The sequence below is a fragment of the Halomonas sp. R57-5 genome, assembly GCF_900070345.1.
GTDB lineage: Bacteria > Pseudomonadota > Gammaproteobacteria > Pseudomonadales > Halomonadaceae > Vreelandella > Vreelandella ventosae_B.
The window spans coordinates 3,360,072-3,378,605 of the sequence record NZ_LN813019.1; the positions used below are offsets into that span (position 1 = coordinate 3,360,072).

At 55.4% G+C, this 18,534-nt stretch carries 21 protein-coding genes; 17 read left to right on the forward strand and 4 right to left on the reverse strand.

Annotated features, from left to right (window positions below):
- The first annotated feature begins 6 nt into the window (after positions 1-6).
- The 10 genes from HALO_RS15490 (at position 7) to HALO_RS15535 (ending at position 8,378) form a co-directional block, all read left to right on the forward strand.
- Positions 7-840 carry a transporter substrate-binding domain-containing protein gene (locus HALO_RS15490; protein ID WP_035578074.1) on the forward strand — a complete coding sequence of 278 codons (834 nt, stop codon included), beginning with the start codon at positions 7-9 and terminating at the stop codon, positions 838-840.
- Between the two features lie 79 nt (positions 841-919).
- Complete coding sequence (locus tag HALO_RS15495) at positions 920-1,579, forward strand: amino acid ABC transporter permease (protein ID WP_035578073.1); 660 nt, start codon at positions 920-922, stop codon at positions 1,577-1,579.
- Positions 1,576-2,238: an amino acid ABC transporter permease gene (locus tag HALO_RS15500; RefSeq protein ID WP_035578072.1), complete on the forward strand. Its 663-nt coding sequence runs from the start codon at positions 1,576-1,578 to the stop codon at positions 2,236-2,238. The genes HALO_RS15495 and HALO_RS15500 overlap by 4 nt, the downstream gene beginning before the upstream one ends.
- A 13-nt stretch (positions 2,239-2,251) precedes the next feature.
- Positions 2,252-3,136, forward strand: coding sequence for an amino acid ABC transporter ATP-binding protein (locus tag HALO_RS15505; protein WP_035578071.1), 885 nt, complete (start codon positions 2,252-2,254; stop codon positions 3,134-3,136).
- Positions 3,136-4,254, forward strand: coding sequence for a histidinol-phosphate transaminase (gene hisC / locus HALO_RS15510; RefSeq protein WP_035578070.1), 1,119 nt, complete (start codon positions 3,136-3,138; stop codon positions 4,252-4,254). Before HALO_RS15505 ends, hisC begins: the two co-directional genes overlap by 1 nt.
- Positions 4,255-4,324: 70 nt before the next feature.
- The gene (hutC, locus tag HALO_RS15515; protein WP_050713613.1) at positions 4,325-5,080 is read left to right on the forward strand and encodes a histidine utilization repressor; all 756 of its coding nucleotides are present in this window, start codon (positions 4,325-4,327) and stop codon (positions 5,078-5,080) included.
- Positions 5,081-5,219: 139 nt separating this feature from the next.
- On the forward strand, positions 5,220-6,128 hold the full coding sequence (locus HALO_RS15520) for a 3-keto-5-aminohexanoate cleavage protein (protein WP_035578068.1): 909 nt from the start codon (positions 5,220-5,222) through the stop codon (positions 6,126-6,128).
- Positions 6,125-7,078: an L-carnitine dehydrogenase gene (locus tag HALO_RS15525; RefSeq protein ID WP_050713614.1), complete on the forward strand. Its 954-nt coding sequence runs from the start codon at positions 6,125-6,127 to the stop codon at positions 7,076-7,078. The genes HALO_RS15520 and HALO_RS15525 overlap by 4 nt, the downstream gene beginning before the upstream one ends.
- Positions 7,078-7,533 carry a thioesterase family protein gene (locus HALO_RS15530; RefSeq protein ID WP_035578066.1) on the forward strand — a complete coding sequence of 152 codons (456 nt, stop codon included), beginning with the start codon at positions 7,078-7,080 and terminating at the stop codon, positions 7,531-7,533. Before HALO_RS15525 ends, HALO_RS15530 begins: the two co-directional genes overlap by 1 nt.
- A 23-nt stretch (positions 7,534-7,556) precedes the next feature.
- The gene (locus HALO_RS15535) at positions 7,557-8,378 is read left to right on the forward strand and encodes an alpha/beta hydrolase fold domain-containing protein (protein WP_035578065.1); all 822 of its coding nucleotides are present in this window, start codon (positions 7,557-7,559) and stop codon (positions 8,376-8,378) included.
- A gap of 26 nt (positions 8,379-8,404) precedes the next feature.
- Here the strand turns inward: HALO_RS15535 and HALO_RS15540 are convergent, their stop codons facing one another.
- The 3 genes from HALO_RS15540 to HALO_RS15550 all read right to left on the reverse strand — a co-directional run bounded on the left by HALO_RS15540 (position 8,405) and on the right by HALO_RS15550 (position 11,700).
- Positions 8,405-9,358, reverse strand: a complete 954-nt coding sequence (locus tag HALO_RS15540; RefSeq protein WP_035578064.1) for an ABC transporter substrate-binding protein — start codon at positions 9,356-9,358, stop codon at positions 8,405-8,407.
- Between the two features lie 106 nt (positions 9,359-9,464).
- Positions 9,465-10,433, reverse strand: coding sequence for a GlxA family transcriptional regulator (locus tag HALO_RS15545; RefSeq protein ID WP_035578063.1), 969 nt, complete (start codon positions 10,431-10,433; stop codon positions 9,465-9,467).
- 31 nt (positions 10,434-10,464) lie between these two features.
- The gene (locus tag HALO_RS15550; protein ID WP_231896724.1) at positions 10,465-11,700 is read right to left on the reverse strand and encodes a GAK system CofD-like protein; all 1,236 of its coding nucleotides are present in this window, start codon (positions 11,698-11,700) and stop codon (positions 10,465-10,467) included.
- Positions 11,701-11,892: 192 nt separating this feature from the next.
- On the opposite strand from HALO_RS15550, the gene HALO_RS15555 reads away from it, so the two are divergent.
- The 7 genes from HALO_RS15555 to HALO_RS15585 all read left to right on the forward strand — a co-directional run bounded on the left by HALO_RS15555 (position 11,893) and on the right by HALO_RS15585 (position 18,191).
- Positions 11,893-13,419 carry an aminoglycoside phosphotransferase family protein gene (locus tag HALO_RS15555; protein ID WP_152561127.1) on the forward strand — a complete coding sequence of 509 codons (1,527 nt, stop codon included), beginning with the start codon at positions 11,893-11,895 and terminating at the stop codon, positions 13,417-13,419.
- Positions 13,412-14,320 (forward strand): GAK system ATP-grasp enzyme, encoded by a 909-nt coding sequence (locus HALO_RS15560; RefSeq protein WP_035578059.1) that lies wholly within the window; start codon positions 13,412-13,414, stop codon positions 14,318-14,320. The genes HALO_RS15555 and HALO_RS15560 overlap by 8 nt, the downstream gene beginning before the upstream one ends.
- Complete coding sequence (locus tag HALO_RS15565) at positions 14,320-15,429, forward strand: HprK-related kinase B (RefSeq protein WP_035578057.1); 1,110 nt, start codon at positions 14,320-14,322, stop codon at positions 15,427-15,429. The genes HALO_RS15560 and HALO_RS15565 overlap by 1 nt, the downstream gene beginning before the upstream one ends.
- On the forward strand, positions 15,429-16,121 hold the full coding sequence (locus HALO_RS15570; protein WP_035578055.1) for a histidine phosphatase family protein: 693 nt from the start codon (positions 15,429-15,431) through the stop codon (positions 16,119-16,121). The genes HALO_RS15565 and HALO_RS15570 overlap by 1 nt, the downstream gene beginning before the upstream one ends.
- 27 nt (positions 16,122-16,148) lie before the next feature.
- Positions 16,149-17,480 carry a metallophosphoesterase gene (locus HALO_RS15575; protein ID WP_172821678.1) on the forward strand — a complete coding sequence of 444 codons (1,332 nt, stop codon included), beginning with the start codon at positions 16,149-16,151 and terminating at the stop codon, positions 17,478-17,480.
- Entirely contained in the window at positions 17,481-17,762 is a 282-nt protein-coding gene (locus HALO_RS15580; RefSeq protein ID WP_035578050.1) for an amphi-Trp domain-containing protein, read from the forward strand.
- A gap of 111 nt (positions 17,763-17,873) precedes the next feature.
- Positions 17,874-18,191 carry a hypothetical protein gene (locus tag HALO_RS15585; RefSeq protein WP_035578048.1) on the forward strand — a complete coding sequence of 106 codons (318 nt, stop codon included), beginning with the start codon at positions 17,874-17,876 and terminating at the stop codon, positions 18,189-18,191.
- Between the two features lie 48 nt (positions 18,192-18,239).
- Here the strand turns inward: HALO_RS15585 and HALO_RS15590 are convergent, their stop codons facing one another.
- Positions 18,240-18,494: a DUF333 domain-containing protein gene (locus HALO_RS15590; RefSeq protein ID WP_035578046.1), complete on the reverse strand. Its 255-nt coding sequence runs from the start codon at positions 18,492-18,494 to the stop codon at positions 18,240-18,242.
- Positions 18,495-18,534: the final 40 nt, after the last annotated feature.

Below are 18,534 nucleotides of genomic sequence, written 5' to 3' on the forward strand. Positions count from 1 at the left end.
GACTCGATGAAAAAATCCAATCTACTCAAGCATTCACTCTCTTACCTGGCGATAAGCCTTGGTACTTCTTTTGCAGCCAGCACCGCCTCTGCGGATCTGCTTGAAGAGGTTCAAGAACGGGGGGTTCTCAATGTAGGTACTGAATTTCATTTCGCCCCATTCGCTTATCTAGACAATGGCCAGCAGAGCGGACTCAACCTTGAACTTATGGAGCGTGTGGCTGAAGAGCTAGAGGTAAGTATCAATTGGATCGATCTGCCCTGGCCCAGCGTACTGCCAGGCCTTGAGGCTGGAAACTATGACTTCGTAGCTGGTCCGGCGATGATTACTCAAGAGCGCAAGCTACGTTACAACTTCACCCTGCCCATCGCTGATGCCACCGTCGCCATCTTAAAGCGTGCTGACGACGACTCTATACAAACACCCGAAGATATCTCCGGCAAAGCGGCCGGTGGTGGTCGCGGCACTGCGCAGCTTGAGCAGCTAAAAGCGTTTGCCGCTGAATTGCCCGAGCCCCCAACGATTACCGAGTACGTTGATTATAGCCAAACCTACGCTGATCTTGCCGCGGGTCGGATTGATGCAGTAGCCAACTCACTCCCCAATATTGCTTACACCGCTACCCAACGGCCAATGTTTGAGGTGGTCCATCCCCCCTTTGGGCAACCCGCCTACTTCGGCTATATGGCGCGCAACGATGAGGAGTCCGCCTCACTGGTGGAAGCCATCAACGAGGTGCTGTTATCGATGCACGAGGATGGCAGCCTAGCTGAGCTGCAAACCAAATGGTTCGGCGAGCCGATGGATGTTCCCAGCGAAGATTTTGAACCGGAGATCTAATCAGCTTGTGACGTGTTCGGGCGGTCATTGAGCTAGATACCGCCCGGTATGCTCTCCCTCACCTCCAGGGATATTGCCAATGTTCGACTGGCCAACCTTTCTTTTCAGCCTTCCGTTGCTTGGCAAGGCACTGCTTATCACGCTACAGACGTCGTTGCTGGGTAATACCTTTGGCTTTGTCATCGCGATACTTATTTCCAGCATGCAACTGGCAAAAATGCCACTACTACGGCGCCTCGGTGGCAGCTATATCTTTATCTTTCGGGGTGTACCGCTGCTCGTGCAGCTATTGGTCATCTACTATTTGGCGCCTATGTTTGGCCTACCCAACCTTTCCCCTATGGTCGCCGCGGTGATGGCGCTCTCGCTCTGCTCAGGCGCCTATATCGCAGAAATATTACGCGGTGGCCTGATGGCAATCCCCTCAGGGCAGAGTGAAGCGGCACATCTACTAGGCATGAGCCGTCCGGCTATTTTGCTGCGTATTGAGCTGCCCCAAGCGGTTCAAAGCACCCTCCCTTCACTGGTCAACGAGCTGGTATTGCTGATTAAGGCCTCAGCGTTAGTGTCGGTGGTCGGCCTGGCGGACCTTACCCGGGTGGCCCAGAACCTCGCCTCGTCAGACTACTTATTCTTCCAGCATTACCTGGTGCTAGCGGGGATCTACTGCCTGATTAACATACCGCTGACCATGTTCGGGCGCCGACTTGAGCGTCATTTAGAGAGGAGTCTGGCGTGACTTTCGATCTATCCATTATCACTGCCAATGCCGGAGCAATCTGGAACGCATTTTTAGTCACCATTTATACCTGGTTGGCAGGTAGCGTGCTGGGCCTTATGGCGGGATTACTGATTGCTGCGCTGATGCTCTTTGGTGGGCGGCCATTACAGCTGTTACTAAGAGTATTCATTGAGCTGGTACGCGGCACCCCCTTTCTGGTGATCCTGTTCCTGGTCTACTACGGCGGCCCCTCATTTGGCCTGCGGCTCGGCGCGATGACGGCTGGGGTGCTCTGCATCGCCTTCTATAGCAGTGTCTATTTTGCGGAAATTTTTCGTAGCGGTTTTGCCGCGGTGCCACGTGGGCAGCTGGAAGCAGGCGAGTGCCTGGGGCTTGGCCGCCTTCAGCTACTGTGGCGCGTACAACTACCGCAGATGCTCGTCCTTATCCTGCCAGCAATCGTCAATATGCTGACCATTCTGTGCAAGGAAACCGCCGTACTGTCGATTATCACTGTGCCGGAGCTAACCGCGGTGCTCACCGGTATTGGCACCCGCACCTTTACCTTTATTGAAACGTTATTAGTGCTCTGCATCGCCTATCTATTACTGATCGAGATCACCTCACGCGCAGGCAGGTGGCTTGAGCACCGCGTCGGCATCTACTTGCAGCGCTGAACAGGAGCTAGCTATGTCGCTTTCCCTATCTTCGTCCACATCTACCCCTGCTGCGGCTTTAGTCGAAGCTACGCAAAAAGGGGGTGATAAGACGCCCCCCATTATCCATCTCTCCGCCGTCGGCAAGCGTTTCGGCGAGCATCAAGTACTCACTGATATCAACCTTGATGTGCATCACTCGGAGGTAGTCTGCCTGATTGGCCCATCGGGGTCGGGTAAAAGTACGCTGCTGCGCAGCATGGCCTTTCTTGAGGAGTATGACGAAGGGGAGATTCATATCGAGGGGCGCCTACTCGGCTGGGAAATCGATGACCGGGGGCGCCGTCAACACGCCGGACGCAACCGCCTCAATCAGGCCCGACGCAACCTGGGCATCGTCTTTCAGCAGTTCAACCTGTGGCCACATATGACAGCGCTGGGCAATGTCACGGAAGCGTTAGTCAGGGTAAGGCGCTTACCGCGACAGGAGGCTGAAAAAAAGGCGATGAAGGCGTTAGACAAAGTTGGCCTCAGTGAAAAAGCCAAGGAGTATCCCGCACGCCTTTCCGGTGGCCAACAACAACGCGTGGCGATCGCCCGGGCACTGGCGATGGAACCCAAAATCATGCTGTTTGATGAACCTACTTCGGCCCTCGACCCGGAACTGGTGGGTGAAGTGCTGGCCGTGATGAAACAGCTCGCCCAGGAAGGCATGACCATGGTGGTGGTGACCCACGAGATGGGCTTTGCAGCCCAAGTTGCCGACAGCGTCGTTTTCCTGGATCAGGGCAGCATCGTTACCCGCGGCACCCCCAATGAAGTATTCCGTGATACCAACCATCCACGTCTACGCCAGTTCCTACAGAACTACCTTGACCGCAACGCCTTTTGGCATACGACCCCGGAGCAAACGAGCTGATGCCCAACCTCGACCCGACCCATCTGGCGCGCCGGGAAGTTCGCGAACTCAAGGGTTACAACGCCGGACTCTCAAGCGAGCAGGTCAGCAAGCGCTTCGGCGTAACACGTATCGCCAAACTGGGTAGCAACGAAAACCCTCACGGCCCCTCTCCACAAGTAGCCGCTGCGCTCTCTAAAGCCTTGATGGATAGCGGCCTGTATCCCGATGCATCCTGCAGTCTGTTACGTGGAGCGCTCGCGGCGCAACTGGATATAGCCCCTGAACGGCTGGTATTTGGCAATGGCTCTGAGGATCTGATTGCGATTTTGTGCCGGGTATTTCTCGACCACGGCGACAGCCTGGTGACGATCACCCCCGCCTTTGGCCTGCACACACTCTACCCGCACTCGCTAGGGGCCCATATCCACTCGGTGCCATTGCTTGATGGGGGGCGTTTCGATATCGATGGGTTGCTGGAGGCACTGGTCGAGCCGCCACGCGTGCTGATGTTCTCGTCGCCCTCCAATCCGGCTGGCAGCGCTTTATCCGCCGCTCAGCTTGATCAATTGCTTAATGCGCTCACCCCCTCCACCCTGCTGGTCTTCGACGAAGCTTATTATGAATACGCCAAAACGAGCCCCGATTACCCAGACGTGCTGGCCCAGCTGGCTCACCAGCAAATTCCCTGGATCGTACTGCGCACCTTCTCAAAAGCCTACGCACTCGCTGGTTTGCGGATTGGTTATGGCATTGTCAGCAGCCCCGCCCTTGCCGACTTAATCGACCGCCTGCGTACGCCATTCAACGTCAACCGCCTCGCGCAAGTGGCGGCGGTGGCAGCACTCCAGGACACGACGCACCTTGAAACAAGCCTTGAGCTGACAATGAGCGAGCGCAGTCGCGTGGCGCAAGCACTGAAGGATATGGGGCTGACAGTGGTACCGTCACTGGCTAATTTTCTGTTCTTCGAAACGACCCAGCCATCAGAGCAGGTGCATGAGGCGCTGCTGGCTCACGGAGTGATCGTTAAACCTTGGCTAGAGCCGGGATACACCCATTGGGTACGTGTTTCAATCGGCAGCCGAGAGGAGAACGACCAGTTCTTGGCCGCACTAGCGGCTTCAATGCCACACTAACCTAGCCCTAGCTGATTGCCTTATTATGACGTCACTAGCGATTAGCTCTAAGCCATCACTGGAGTAGTGGATGAAAAAATCCGGCACCGATAGCGTCACCGCACCAAAAGCACTTTATTTACAGGCCAAACAGTTTGTATTGGAACGCGCCGCCTCAGGTTTTTGGAAACCTGGCGACATGATTCCATCTGAAAATCAATTAGTTAATGAGCTCGGCATGTCGCGTATGACGATAAACCGGGCGCTGAGGGAACTGACTAACGAGGGTTTCTTAGAACGTACCAGCGGTGTAGGTACTTTTATTGCTGAGCGCAAACCACACTCCAATTTATTGCAGATAGCCAATATTGCTGACGAAATAGCCTCCCGTGGCCATCGTTACCATTGCGAAGTACTCGAACTTGGTCGTGTAGCCGCACCGTTCTCCATTGCTTCAGCGCTTGAGCTGACCACCGGTAGCTCGGTCTATCATCTGCGCTGTGTTCACTACGAGGAAGAGCTCGCTGTACAGCTTGAGGATCGCTMCGTTTCGCCTGCCATGGCCCCGGATTTTATTCACCAGCAATTTGATGACACATTGCAGCCTTCACGCTACTTATTGAACACCATCCCCGTAGACGAAATAGAGCATATCGKCGATGCGCTATTGCCCTCGGAAGAAGATGCCAAAGCGCTAGATATTGATGTCAACGAGCCCTGTTTAGCACTTATGCGCCGTACCTGGAGTGCCTCACGGGTCGTTACTTACGTTAAGTTTCTCCATCCCTCCATGCGCTATCGTCTGGGTAGCCGCTACTCAGTGGATGCGACCTCCCATGCTGGCTGACGCTCCACACTTTGCGCCATCCCCCCATAGATGATTGTGAATAGCCAGCTATGTATAGCGAATGTCGCTTTACGACAACTAATATTTGCCCACCGCGACACACTAGTAAGCGAATAAACCGCTGACTAGAGAGCACGCCATGAACCGCAATGTCATCCTAACCTGTGCCGTCACTGGCGCGGGGGATACCACCGCTAAAAACCCCAACGTTCCCATCACGCCCAAGGCCATTGCGGCGTCCTGCATCGAAGCTGCTCGTGCCGGGGCCAGCATCGCGCATATCCATGTTCGCGACTCGGAAACTGGCGGCATTAGCCACTCGACTGAACAGTTCCGCGAAGTGATGGAGCGCGTTCGTGAGGCCGATGTTGATATCGTGATGAACATCACCGCTGGCGGTGGTGGCGACTGGATACCCGATGCCCTAGATCCTACGCGCGGCGGCCCCGGCACCGATATTCAAACGCCCGCTGAACGTCATGCGCCGGTAGCTGAACTGCTTCCAGAATTGTGCACGCTGGACTGCGGCAGCCTTAACTTTGGCGATATGGTCTACGTGAACCCAGCCGACTGGCTACGCGAACACGCCCGTTTGGTGCAAGCCGCCGGCGTTAAGCCGGAGCTGGAGTGCTTTGATCTGGGCCACGTCTGGTTTGCCCGCCAGCTTCAGCAGGAGGGCCTGATCGACGGCGACCCGCTCTATCAGCTCTGCCTGGGCATTCCCTGGGGCGCCGAAGCCGATACCGAAACCATGCTGGCCATGCGCAACAAATTACCTGCCAACGCCAACTGGGCCGCCTTCGGCATTGGTCGTCATCAAATGCCCATGGTCGCCCAAGCGGTGCTGCTCGGCGGCCACGCCCGGGTTGGCTTGGAAGATAACCTGTTCTTGAAGAAAGGCGTGCTGGCCACTAACGGCCAACTGGTCGAAAAGGCCTCGACGATTATTGAGAATCTCGGCGCCCGCGTGATGACGCCTGCAGAAACCCGCGCGCATCTCAAACTGCGTGACCCAGAGCTGCGCAACCCGGCAGGAGGTGACGCATGAGCCGTTTAGCCATCATTGGTACCGGCGTGATCGGCAACGGCTGGATTGCCCGCGCTCTCGCCCAAGGCTGGGATGTAGTGGCCTTTGATCCAGACCCTACAGCGCCAGCGCGCACCCAGTCGTTTATCGACAACGCCTGGCCTTCGTTAACCCAGCTCGGCCTGGCGCCCAACGCTAGTCCTGAACGGCTAACGTTTGTAGCAACGATTGAAGAGGCCGTGAACGGCGCTGATCTGATTCAGGAAAACGTCCCTGAGCGCCTTGAGCTAAAACAAGAGATCCTAGCCGCAATTGACGCCGCTGCCGCACCAGACGTCATCATCGGCTCGTCCACCTCTGGCTTTAAGCCCACTGATCTGCAGCAGCAGTGCCAACAAGCGCCAGGTCGGGTGATCGTTGCCCACCCCTTCAACCCAGTCTATTTACTACCGCTGGTGGAGCTTGTTGGCGGCGAAGCTACTCAGCCCGCACAGATTGCCACCGCCCAGGAACTCTACCAGTCGCTCGCCATGCGCCCGCTGGTAGTTTGCCGGGAAATTGAGGGCCATATCGCCGACCGTTTGATGGAAGCGCTGTGGCGGGAAGCCCTGCATCTGGTCAACGATGGCGTGGCCACCACTGAAGAGATCGACGCTGCAGTAGTTTACGGCTGTGGACTACGCTGGCCGTTGATGGGCACCTTTCTCACCTTCCMCCTTGCGGGCGGCGAGCCCGGCATGCGACATATGCTGGAGCAGTTCGGCCCGGCGCTAAAACTGCCCTGGACAAAACTGGAAGCCCCAGAGCTCACCGACGAATTGATTGATAAGGTGGTAGAAGGCTGTGAGCACCAGGCCGCAGGCCGCTCAGTGGCCACGCTTGACCGCCGTCGGGATGACTTTTTAGTCGAGCTGCTGGAGGTGGTACAGAAATACTGGCCGGAAGCCGAAGGCTTAAAAGGACGCATTTAATGATCATTTATGAGACCCAGGTCGCTCCCGAGTGGGTCGACTACAACGGGCATATGAACGACGCGGAGTACGCCCGCGTCTTCTCTCAGGCCTGCGAAGCGCTTATTGATCACATCGGGCTGGATGAAGCGGGTCGCGAGCACTACGGCTACACGGTTTATACCCTGGAAACCCACCTTTGCTACCGCCGCGAGGCGCACCAAGGCCAGCCGCTCAACGTAGACCTTACATTGCTTGATAGCGATGCAAAACGGCTGCATGTGTTTTTCGCCATGTTCGATGATGAAGGCAACCTGCTGGCGACCAGCGAGCAGATGCTGATGGGTATGAAAAAAGCGTCAGGACGGCCAAGTCCGTTTCCAGCGAAGATTGCGAACTGCATCGAAGAACTGCCCAAAGCAAATAGTCAGGCGTGGCCGACGTTAGCGGGCCGCACCATCGGAATACGGCGCTGAGCTATTAAAAACAGGCTAACGCTATGCACATAGACGCTTTTATTGATCGCTTTAGCGCAGGGCTAAGCGATATCGAGGCACTGCCTTTCCCCGAGGCTCGGCGCGCCTACGATAAGCTTTGCCGCACATTCGCTCCGGCCAACCCAGCCGGCATGCATATTGAAGATAGCGCTATAAACGGCGTTAGCGTGCGTCGTTTTAATCCCCAGCAGCCATCACCGGGATGTGTGCTTTTTATCCATGGTGGCGGCTTTACCATCGGTTCAACCGATAGCCACCATGGCCCCGCCGCCAGCTTGGCACAGCAGCTTGAGCGTGAAGTGGTCAGCGTTAACTACCGGCTGGCACCGGAGGTGAAGTACCCCGCCATGCTGGAAGACTGCAAAGCGGTGTTAGCAGCCGTTCAACCTGTTGCTCTGGTGGGTGATAGCGCGGGTGGACGATTAGCTATCGACCTTGCCCACCCACTGAGTGAAGCGCCGCCGTTGGGGTTAATCTACCCACCCGTTGGCGAGCTTTCGCCAGCCTGCCTAGGCGAAGATGCCCCACTGCTTGCGCGCAACGATGTACTGAGCATTCGTCAACATTGCCCTGAAATCATTGCCACGCATCGAGATAGCACCCCTCCTGCCAATAGCATTGAAGTACTGACGGTGGAGCGAGACCCATTAACGCGGCCTATCGAAGCTGCATTGGCAAACTGGCGAGCAGCAGGCGCCTCCGTGGGCTACCGCTGTGCGCCGCAGATGGTCCACGCCGCTCTGCACGCCCAATCGCAGCTATCCGATATGGGCAGCGCGTGGCAGGCGTTTTGCCACGCGCTCAAGCAACGCCTTGATGGATAAATAAACTATTTAAGAACAGAACTGGGTTAAGAACCGAACTGGGCCCGCACCTGCTCAATGGCGGATTCGCCATCGCGAGTTTCAACGCCCTCTAGCCACTCAGCCACAGTATCCAGATTGTTGCCGATCCACTCGTTCGCTACTTCATCTGCTGGACGCTCTTCATAGCTGTACTCGTGTACCCAGTCGTTCTGGTCTTCGATATCGATCACATACTGCGACAGGAAGCGGTGAACTTCCGGCGCTTCGTCCACCAGGCTGGCAGGAGTAATCGTCCATACCGTACTTTCAATGGAGGCCACGCCTGCATCATCGCTATCGGCTAAATAGGCCAAATCGAAGCTCACGTTCATCCAGTGAGGCTCCCAGCCAACAAAGGTCACCCACTCTTCATCGGCCATTTTCTGCTCGGCCTGGGCCAGCATGGCCGAGGTTGAGCTTTCGCGAAGCTGCCAATCGCCCAGTCCTGCAAGGTCGTTATCAATGGCGTTGAGAATGGCATCGTTGATGCCGGTGCCCGCTTCAATGCCCTGGATTTCACCATCAAAACGGTCGTGGTGTTCTGCCAGCTCGGACACTGTGGTGACACCCGCATCGTAAACATACTGGGGAACCACCAGCCCGGAATTGGCGCCGCGGATATTGGAAACCACTTTTTCTACTTTCCCGTCGGCCACCAAGGGCTCGACCATATCGGTCTGAACGGGATACCAGCCGCCCAAATAGATTTCCAGGTCGTTACGCGACAAACCTTCCAGAATGACGCTCACGGCTAAATCCTGCTGCCGCGTCTCGTAACCCATCGTCTCCAGTAGCTGGGCTGCAACTTCTGATTTTACCGTTACGCCAGGCCACGGCGGTACCCCAAAACGTAGCTCATCAAGCTCCGCCATGGCAGGGGTGGCGGCAAACGCAGAGAGTAAAAACCCTGCTGTTAACGTCAATGACTTGGTGGTGGGAGAAATGGTAGTGGGAGACATTTAGCTAAACCTCTTATTCGTTGGGTTTAGTTAGTATGCGCGGCTGCCTCCCCACTACTAGGCGTAAGGCGACGATTACCAGGCATTACACGACAATTATTGAGCCTTAAACGCCTTTCTCCCGCACCTGCCGAGGTGAATAGCCATAATGAGTTCGAAACGAACGCGCAAAGCTAGACGACGAACTGAACCCGCAGGCTAAACCCACCGCCAGCACCGCGAGATCTGTCTCCGCTAGCAGCCGCCGGGCGCGCTTGATGCGCAGCTGCAAATACCACTGCCGCGGGGTCACGTTCAGTTCCTGCTCGAACAAGCGCTGCAACTGGCGAACCGATACATCTACCCGGCTGGCTATCTCGTCAAGGGCGAGCGGCTCTTCAAGGTTCTGCTCCATCAGCGCCACCGCCTCCACAACGCGCCTGTTGTGAGTGCCTAAGCGTTTCACCAGCGCCATACGCTGCTGGTCGCTGCGAGTGCGAATTCGGTCATGAATAAGTTGCTCGGAAACATCGATGGCCAGCTTCGCCCCATGCCGCCGTGCGATCACTTCCAGCGCCATATCCATCGCTGCCGCCCCACCCGCGCAGGAGAAACGCCGTTCGCCCAACTCATACAGCTCATCGGTAGTATCAATACCCGGAAAGCGCTCACGAAAGGCGGGCAGGCTCTCCCAGTGCAGCGCCACCCGCTGGTGCTTTAACAACCCGGTGGCAGCCAACAAAAACGCGCCGGTATCAATGCCGCCTAAACAGCAGCCCGCCTGATCCAACTGATGCAGCCAGGCCATTAACGGCCGGGTAAGATGCGCCTCAGGAGTGAAGCCACTGCATACCGCCAGTGAGGGTAGATGGTGGACATCCGCCGTTGCCTGATCGGTCATCAGGGTCATGCCGTTAGACGCCGTGACCGGCCCGCCATCCGCACTGATTAGCGTCCAGTCGAACAACGGACTATTGGCTATGCGGTTGGCAATTCGCAGCGGCTCCACTGCCGCAAAAAAGGCCATCATGGAAAACTGCGGCAGCAGTAAAAATCCGACCATTTCAGGCAGCGGGCCCTGATAACTAAGACGCATAGCAATGCCTAACATTTCTAGTGTGTGGATATCAGGTCAGCCCAAGCAGCGCTTCAGCCAGCTTAACGTCATCATAACGGTGGCTGTCAGTGTTCTCCGGCGCAAGATCCAGGTCAATCACTTGTATCCCCATTGCATCACGGATTGTCTCAATCTGTTGGGGAGAAACACTCAGCAGCTGCGAATCAAACAGTAAAAAATCAATGGAAGACCGCTTAGACGATAGGGGCTCAAGTGTGCAAGACAAGTGCGCATTGAGCACTTGAACCTGGTCTACCAGTGTCATGCCTCGGGTTTCAAGGTCAGCGCCTAGACTCGGCACATAGACCTTAGCTGAAGGGTTCTTAGCCAACGCCCTATCCACCCCTTTGGGCAGTAGGTTGGCAATGATGCTGCTGTAAAAGCTGCCTGGCGGGAAGACGATCAACTCTGCCGAATCGATAAGTTTACGGGTCTCCTTGCGCACCTTGGAGGCATCCAAGGTCTCGATATCATCCGCATCACCGGATAATTTTATCGCCTGGATAGGCGAGTCGATTTCAGCCGTCTCTTTGCCGGTAAAGCGGTGCTGGCCAATAATTTTTCGCCCATTCTCTAGCAACACCTCCAGTTGAAGGTCGGCGTCTGTCGTGGTGCGAACGGTACCGCGGGTTTTGATCAGCTGGCCAAATAGAAAGGCGATTGGGTCCAGGGAGCGATCATGAATTAGATAGCCGCCGGTCAAGATAAGGTTCCCGACACTGGCACCATTGAGGTTAAAGTCCTGGGGCATGTGTTTATAAAAAGCGGCGATATAGCTCTGAATGAGCGACCGCATGGGTTCAGCGATCGCCTTAAGCAGCGGGTGCTTAGCGCTAACAAGGGCCTGCAGGCTTTGCTCAAGGGCGGCCTTTGCCGCTGTGTTGTCCCGCCCCTGGGCGGCTAACCGATGGGAAAAAAGCGCAGCTACCTCTGGGTGCCCGGTGACTGAGTCGTCAGCCAGCGCCAGCAGGCGTGCTCTCAGGTCGCCCACGGCAGGCATCGCAAAGGCCCGGCGCAATTCTGCCGAGCTGCCGCCTGAATCAAAGGGGGTAACCAGATGAATGGAATTATGGGTATAGTCTGTCAACACCTCAGAAAAGCGTTTCAGTGCTGTACCACCGCTGAAAAAGAGGATTTTCGGCCCCAGCTCGGGGGCTTTTCGGTATCTGGCCAAGCGCAGTTCCCGCCCCCTGCCAAGGTCACGGGGCAGGCACATTCGAGTATAGGTAAAACGTCTTTTTTTCATACAACTCTTTGAACTGTAAGAAACGTGTAACGTAAATGACGGCCCGGTTATTTATACTAGTTACACTAAAATACAGTGGCTATCCAAGCGCACTTTATCTCGGTGAGGCAGCGTATCAATACGTCGATTTTGGAGCATTTCTATTTTCTACGATTCGAAGTCGAAAATCACTTCGAGTTAGTTGAAGCTTATGTGACTAAGCCCAGTGAACCTCTTGTTCAGCGCCTCATCAATCGCAAGGGCTATAGAAGCACGCTGCTGGAGAAAGTAGAGCTCGCCGTCGCTATGGATGTGCAGCGACGCAAAATCGATGGCCAGGGTTTTCAACAATCTAAATCCCTTGAACGCTTAGCCCGTTTGCTTGACCAGCTCGGCCAAGCCTGCCTTGAATTCACCGCCATTAAGGCGCTAAAACAGCTTCCTGATAAGTCGCGAAAAGAGTACGCCAAGCTGATTCGGTTGGTAGGCAAATCATTGAAGCTGGTGATCATTAACATCGATGACGCAAATATTCGCCAAGGCCTAAAAATAGGCCGACGGATACCCAATATAGCCGCTCGCTTAACGGCTGCTTTCGGTCCTGACAATTCAGCCGTCAAAAACAGCGCCGTGGTAGATTTTCAACTTCACCGCATGATTCATCTGCTTTCAGAACTTGCCGACGCCCTACTCGCCGCCAACTTTGGCCCCGCCGTACGGCTGCAAAACTATAAGCAGCTGCAAAACGCCGCCCACGCGATGACCGCCCAGAGTGAAGACTTTAGCGTTGAGCGGCTGGCGCTTACCCGCAGCGGCAGCACCATCGCTACATTGAAAGCCGAGCATGCCGCTTCTGGCAATATGATGGCCGTCTACAAAGAGGGTGAAAGTCAGAAAGTCATTGAAGAGCTGTACGGGGTAGATCAATGGAAGCGGGTCTACCCCAAGGTGGCGCCCACGGTGCTCTCCCACCATGTGGAGCAAGGCGATGAACTGGGCTCGATGGTCATCGAACACCTACCAGGTCAAACGCTTGAATCACTGCTGTTAAACGGCCAGTGGAAATCAGCCAAGCAACTTACCCACACCCTCCAACGAACGTTGAGAAAAATCTGGAAGAGTTCACGCACCCCTGAACCCGCTCAGGCCGAATATATGCAGCAGCTGCGTAAACGCATGCCGGAAACCCGCCAAACGCACCCGACACTGTTTAATGAGCGCCAGACTATTTGTGGACTGCCCCGCCCCAGTTTTGATCAGCTGATCGATAGGGTTGAGCCCCTTGAGGGCCAGCTTAGAGCGCCATTTTCCGTGCTGATCCACGGCGACTTTAACGTCGATAACCTAATCTACGACGAACTCAAAAATCGCATCTACTTCATCGATCTCCACCGAGCCTCCTACTCTGACTATGTTCAGGATCTATCGGTACTGATGGCGTCGATTTATCGGCTGCCCATTATGGATGAGCCCCCTAGAGCCGAACTAATGGCATTGATCAGGCAGCTCTATCAGTTTGCTCGACGGTTTGCCAAAGAGAATAACGATACACGTTTTGACGCCCGGCTAGCCATCGCCTTGGGGCGCTCCTTTGCTACCTCCACGCGCTTTATTTATGACAAACCTTTTGCCAACCGGCTCGCCCTTAGAGCGAGCTATTTGTTAGAAGCCATAACGCTTCTAAACCCGGAAAAAATTGAGCAGTACAGGCTTCCCCTAGAGGATATTTTTAGTGATTAATAAGCGGATTGCGGTCATCGGGATACCGGGCAAATGGTCAACCGAGGTCTTGGCGAATCATTTAGAACAGCGCACCGGCTACCGCTGCGTCGTTGATATGGCAGACGTCGTGCTGGAACTTGAAAGCGGCCAGTTGCGCTATCAGGACACCCTGCTCAACGCCCTTGACGGCGTGATCATCAAAAAAATAAGCGAAACCTACTCCCCTGCCGCAGACGACCGACTCCGTATGCTCAGCAGCCTCGAAGCGGACGGTGTGCGCTGTTTTAGCAGCCCACACCAGGTAAGCCGTTTGATTAATCGCCTTGAGGGCACCGCCGCCCTGGCAGCAGGCGGCGTCCCGCTTCCCGCAACGCGAGTTACCGAGAGCACTGATGCAGCGCTGGCGGCTATCCACGCGTTCGGCAAGGCGATCCTAAAACCGCTCTACTCAACCAAAGCTCGCGGCATGATGGTGTTACAAGCAGCAGACGGTGTAAAAGCCAACACCCAAAAGCTGGATAAATTTAAGGCTAAGCACGGTCTGTTTTACCTTCAGCAGTTCGTGAACCTGGGCGGTCAGGATTTAGGCATGGTGTTTCTCGGCGGCGAGTACCTGTGCACCTATGCCCGTGTTAGCGATGGCAAAGCCTGGAACACAACGATACACAGCGGGGGCAAATATCAACCCTTTGATGCCAGCCCTGAGTTGATTGAGCTGGGCCGCAAAGCCCAGTCATGCTTCGATCTAAGCTTTACCACTGTAGACATTGCCTTGACCGATGAAGGCCCCGTGGTGTTTGAGGTTTCCGCCTTTGGCGGGTTTAGCGGCGCAAAAAAAGGCTGTGGTATCGATGCCGCCGAAAAACTGGGTGATTATGTACTGGGCCAATTAGAGGCAGCGACAGCAGAGGCAGGCTAATGATCAACCTTTTTGACAACCAGCAAATCATTCAGGCCAAGGCCGCCTGTCGCTACACGCTACCGCTGACGTTTAATGGCTTAACGGTGCGCGTATTGGCCGACCAACCGGCCATTCTTGACCATCTAGAGGTTTACTATGCTGGTTTAACGGCGTCAGGTTTACTCCCGAAAGAAGTCCATACCATTGACCAGCCAGAACTACCGGTATGGCTACTGGATCAGCAGGTGGATACCAGCGGCCGCGAGTGGACAGCGGTCAAGCGTGCTAAAACCAGCGCGCTAGGCCTGAAAGAGGCCTACGTGGATACGCCCCAAGGGCGCTGGATTCATAAAGTACGCACGGGCATGGTGCTGTTCCAGTCATTAACGGCGCCGGTCGCGGTGGGCGAGTTAAACAAGCATCACTCACAAGTCATCAACTTTATTAACAACCAGTTTCTTAATCATCATCAACGCGGCGGTTACCTGCTCGGCCACGCCTCGGCTTTCGATATTGATGGCAACGTTACGGCCATTGCCGCCAGTTCCGGTGGCGGTAAATCGACGCTGATGCTGAAAGCGCTGGAAACCGCACAGGCGCGCTTTCTCTCCAATGACCGGGTTCTGTTTAAACCCGACAACGGCCAGATAAACATTCTCGGAGTCGCCAAACACCCCCGGGTTAATCCGGGCACGCTGATCCACTCCCCGCGCTTGATCGACATACTGCCTGCCCATGAGCGTGCCCGTTTTGAGCACATGCCCAGCAGCCAGCTATGGGATATTGAGCAGAAGTACGATGTACTGATTCCCAACGCCTACGGCGCAGACAAAACCGCCCTATCCGGCACGCTTAAACACCTGGTTCTGCTGGACTGGGCATTAGACTCGACGGCCCCCACCGCGCTGAGCAGCGTGGATATCGCCACCACACCTGAGGCCCTGGAGGGCTTACGCAAAAGCCCAGGGCCGTTTTTTCAGCGCGCGGATGGCCATTTCCCAGCCGAACAAGCCCAATCTGCCCAGGCCTATGCCGAATACCTAGCGGGCGTTGACGTACTGCGCCTCACCGGCGCCATCGACTTTGCACGGGCAATCGAACTTTTCAACGACAGAGGCATTCTCTGATGGCGGCGCTGGCACTGATTCGCCACGGGGCTTATGCACAGTTGGCGAATACGCCCAGTGCCCTGCAGCCCTACCCCCTCACTGAAAAGGGTGCACAAGACGTTCGAGAGCAAGCGCGGCAATTCGGTGAATGGCTAGCGACTTCAGGCTATCAACTTCATGCCGAGATTCACTGCTCGACGCTGTTAAGAGCCTGGCAAACGGCCGACATATACCGCGAAGAGCTCACACCACTGTTTGCTGAGCCACCCCGCTTGCGCAGTTTCTCAGCCCTATGTGAACGCAGCGTTGGGGCACTAGCCAACCTTAGTGTTCAGGAAATAGAACGCATCGTTGCCCTTGACCCCCGCCTTGAACCTCTTCCAGCGGGCTGGAAATCGGCCAGCGAATTTAAACTGCCCTTCGATGGCGCGGAGTCACTGTTAGAAGCTGGTGAGCGGGTCGCTGCCCATTTACAAGCCCTGTTAGCGCCATCGCCAGGGCTTGAAGCAGCGAAACAACTGCAATTGGTCGTGGGCCACGGCGCCTCCATTCGCCATGCGAGCTATCATTTAGATGTCATCCCCTTCAGCGATATTAAACGGTTAAGTATGTTTCATGGTCATCCGGTCGTTTTCGAGCGACATCACCAAGGCTGGAGCCGACTATACGGCAACTGGAAACAGCGCCAGCCGGCAGACCCACTCGATTAAACGATAGCGACCTATAAGATGGCTTCCATGACAGCGTCCAATGTTATTCCGCAAATTAACGACCACCCCTATCACAACGCCATCTTGGCTCGCCTGCCAACGGAGTGGGCGCCCTGGCCCGATGATGCCACCTCGGTCAATCACGACGAAGCGCTAAGCACCTTTGTTAAGCGTGCGCAGAAAAAGGGCTTCACTTGGCCCAAAAAACCGGTGGTGTTTATTTCAGACCCCCATGCGGATGCCGAAGCCTTTGAGGCATCCCTAATTGCTGCCGGGGTGATCGAGCGTGACGGTGACCACCTATGTGAGTATGCGCTGACAAAATTCGGCAAAAAAGCCGACATCGTTGTGGGCGGCGACTGTCTGGATAAAGGCCCCAGTAATCTGATGATGCTGCGCAGCCTGGCCCACTTATACCGCCTTAACGCCAAGGTCACCCTGCTGGCCGGCAACCATGACCTACGCCTGCTGATGGGGCTGCTTTCCCTGGAACGCGACACTGACGCCGGTAGCCAGCACCTCTTTGTACGCATGGGTAAAAAGGTGATACCGCTGTTCAAAGAGGTCTTCGATCAATACCTGGCCGATACCCAGTGGGACAAAGGGTTACCGTCGGAGGAGGCGTGCCGACAGGCGCTGTTTCCAGGCAGTGACTGGTTCGAGAACTTCCCCTTCTATGCCGCCGGGTTTCTGACTGATGAAGGCATAGCGCGTGAAATTAGCAAGATGACGACCAAGGCCCAGAACTTTGAAGCGCACTGTGCAAAAAACGGCCTGTCGCTCTCCCAGGTCTACGCCGCCGCCATGAAGTGTCGTTCGCTGTTTCTCAAAAAGTCGGGGGAATTTAGCTGGTTTTTCCGCCGCATGCGGCTGGTCAAAAAGCGCGGTTCCTTTCTGTTTCTGCATGCGGGCCTCGATGACCATATGGCCGAACTGCTCGCCAATCACGGCGTCAAGTATGCCAACCGCGCCTTCAAACAAAACCTGATGAACCAGAATCTGTTCAGTTTTTATTACGGCTCTTTGGCCAACACCTTTAGAACGAAATACCGTAAAGCCGACCTGCCCCTTACGCCCCGCGGCGCTTACGTTGCCCGACAGGCAGGCATTCAGGTGCTGGTTCACGGCCATATCAACCAACACTTTGGCCAGCGGGTGACGCTTAAAAACGGCCTTATCCATATCGAAGCCGATATCACCTTGGACGCTCACTCGCGTAAAAATGAGGGGCTCGACGGCTGTGGTGTGGGGGTAACGTTAATCGACAAAAAACGCGGGGTGATCGGCCTGAGCTGTGACTACCCTCAGATAAAAGTGTTCAAACCCAGCCTCAAAAGGAAACGGGTAGGAGCCCACTAAATGAAGTCCAAAACTAAATTCAGTCACGACTCGCTGCTGGATCGTCAGGCAACCCAGGAGCTGTTGATCACCCTGGCAAACGCGATCAATAAAGGCGAGCTGGCCTTCCAGGAGAGCGAAGGCGAGCTAGTGCTGACACCCCAGCAGTTGCTGCAAGTCTCCCTACGCGCCAGCGATGAAGGCGATAAGCAAGAGGTGGAAATAAAGATTAAGTGGCGCACCAAAGAGAAAGAGCTTTCCGATACGCCCCCCAAAATTAAAACCAAAGCGGGTAAGCGTTAGGCCGAGCATTATCGCGATGTCCCGTGCCCTACCACGATGAATGTGGGAACATGATGCCAATTGCCCCAGAGCCCTTTCGGCTCACGGAAGAAAGGCTATGGGAGCGCAGAGATGGACGTCACACATTTAGAGCACGTCATTATCGCTTTGGTCATTCAGCTCTCACTATTACCGTTTGTTTCTGCACGCGTGGCGGGGGTTATACCGGTGGCGATACTGCTTGGTCGCGAGATCGCGCAGCACGAATACAGGCTAGGCATTCAACGTGGATGGGCGTGGAGCGAAACGCTACCAGTCGGTATGTTTGAAGGCGTCTGGCGCGGGTGGACGTTAGACTCAGTGTTTGATGTGCTGCTGCCAGCACTGGCGTGCGGGCTGCTAGCGGTTATGGTTGGCCTTAAAAAAAGCCATAAAACCAAGAACAGCTAAGCCCCTTGGACTAGGAGTGACTGGCCCAAGTGCGATAAAAGGTGACGACTAGTCATTATCAAGGCGCTCTTTACGATAAAGCTGCCACTCATTTTCAACCCGGCCATCAGGCAAGCGGCAATAGCGGCCAGTGCCTAAGCTGCTTTCGCGAATTTCATTCTCCCCGCCGAGGCTTCTACAGTATTCAGCCGCGTATTGCGTCATCTGATTGTCAGAATCCGGGCCACCCCCGCCCGAGGCACAGCCGCCGAGCATGAGTAGCACTGTTATTGCACCGTAGCGGTATATAAATCTTGTTAGCATTGGAACCTCCCTCCCTGCGCATACAGTTCAGCGTCAGTTT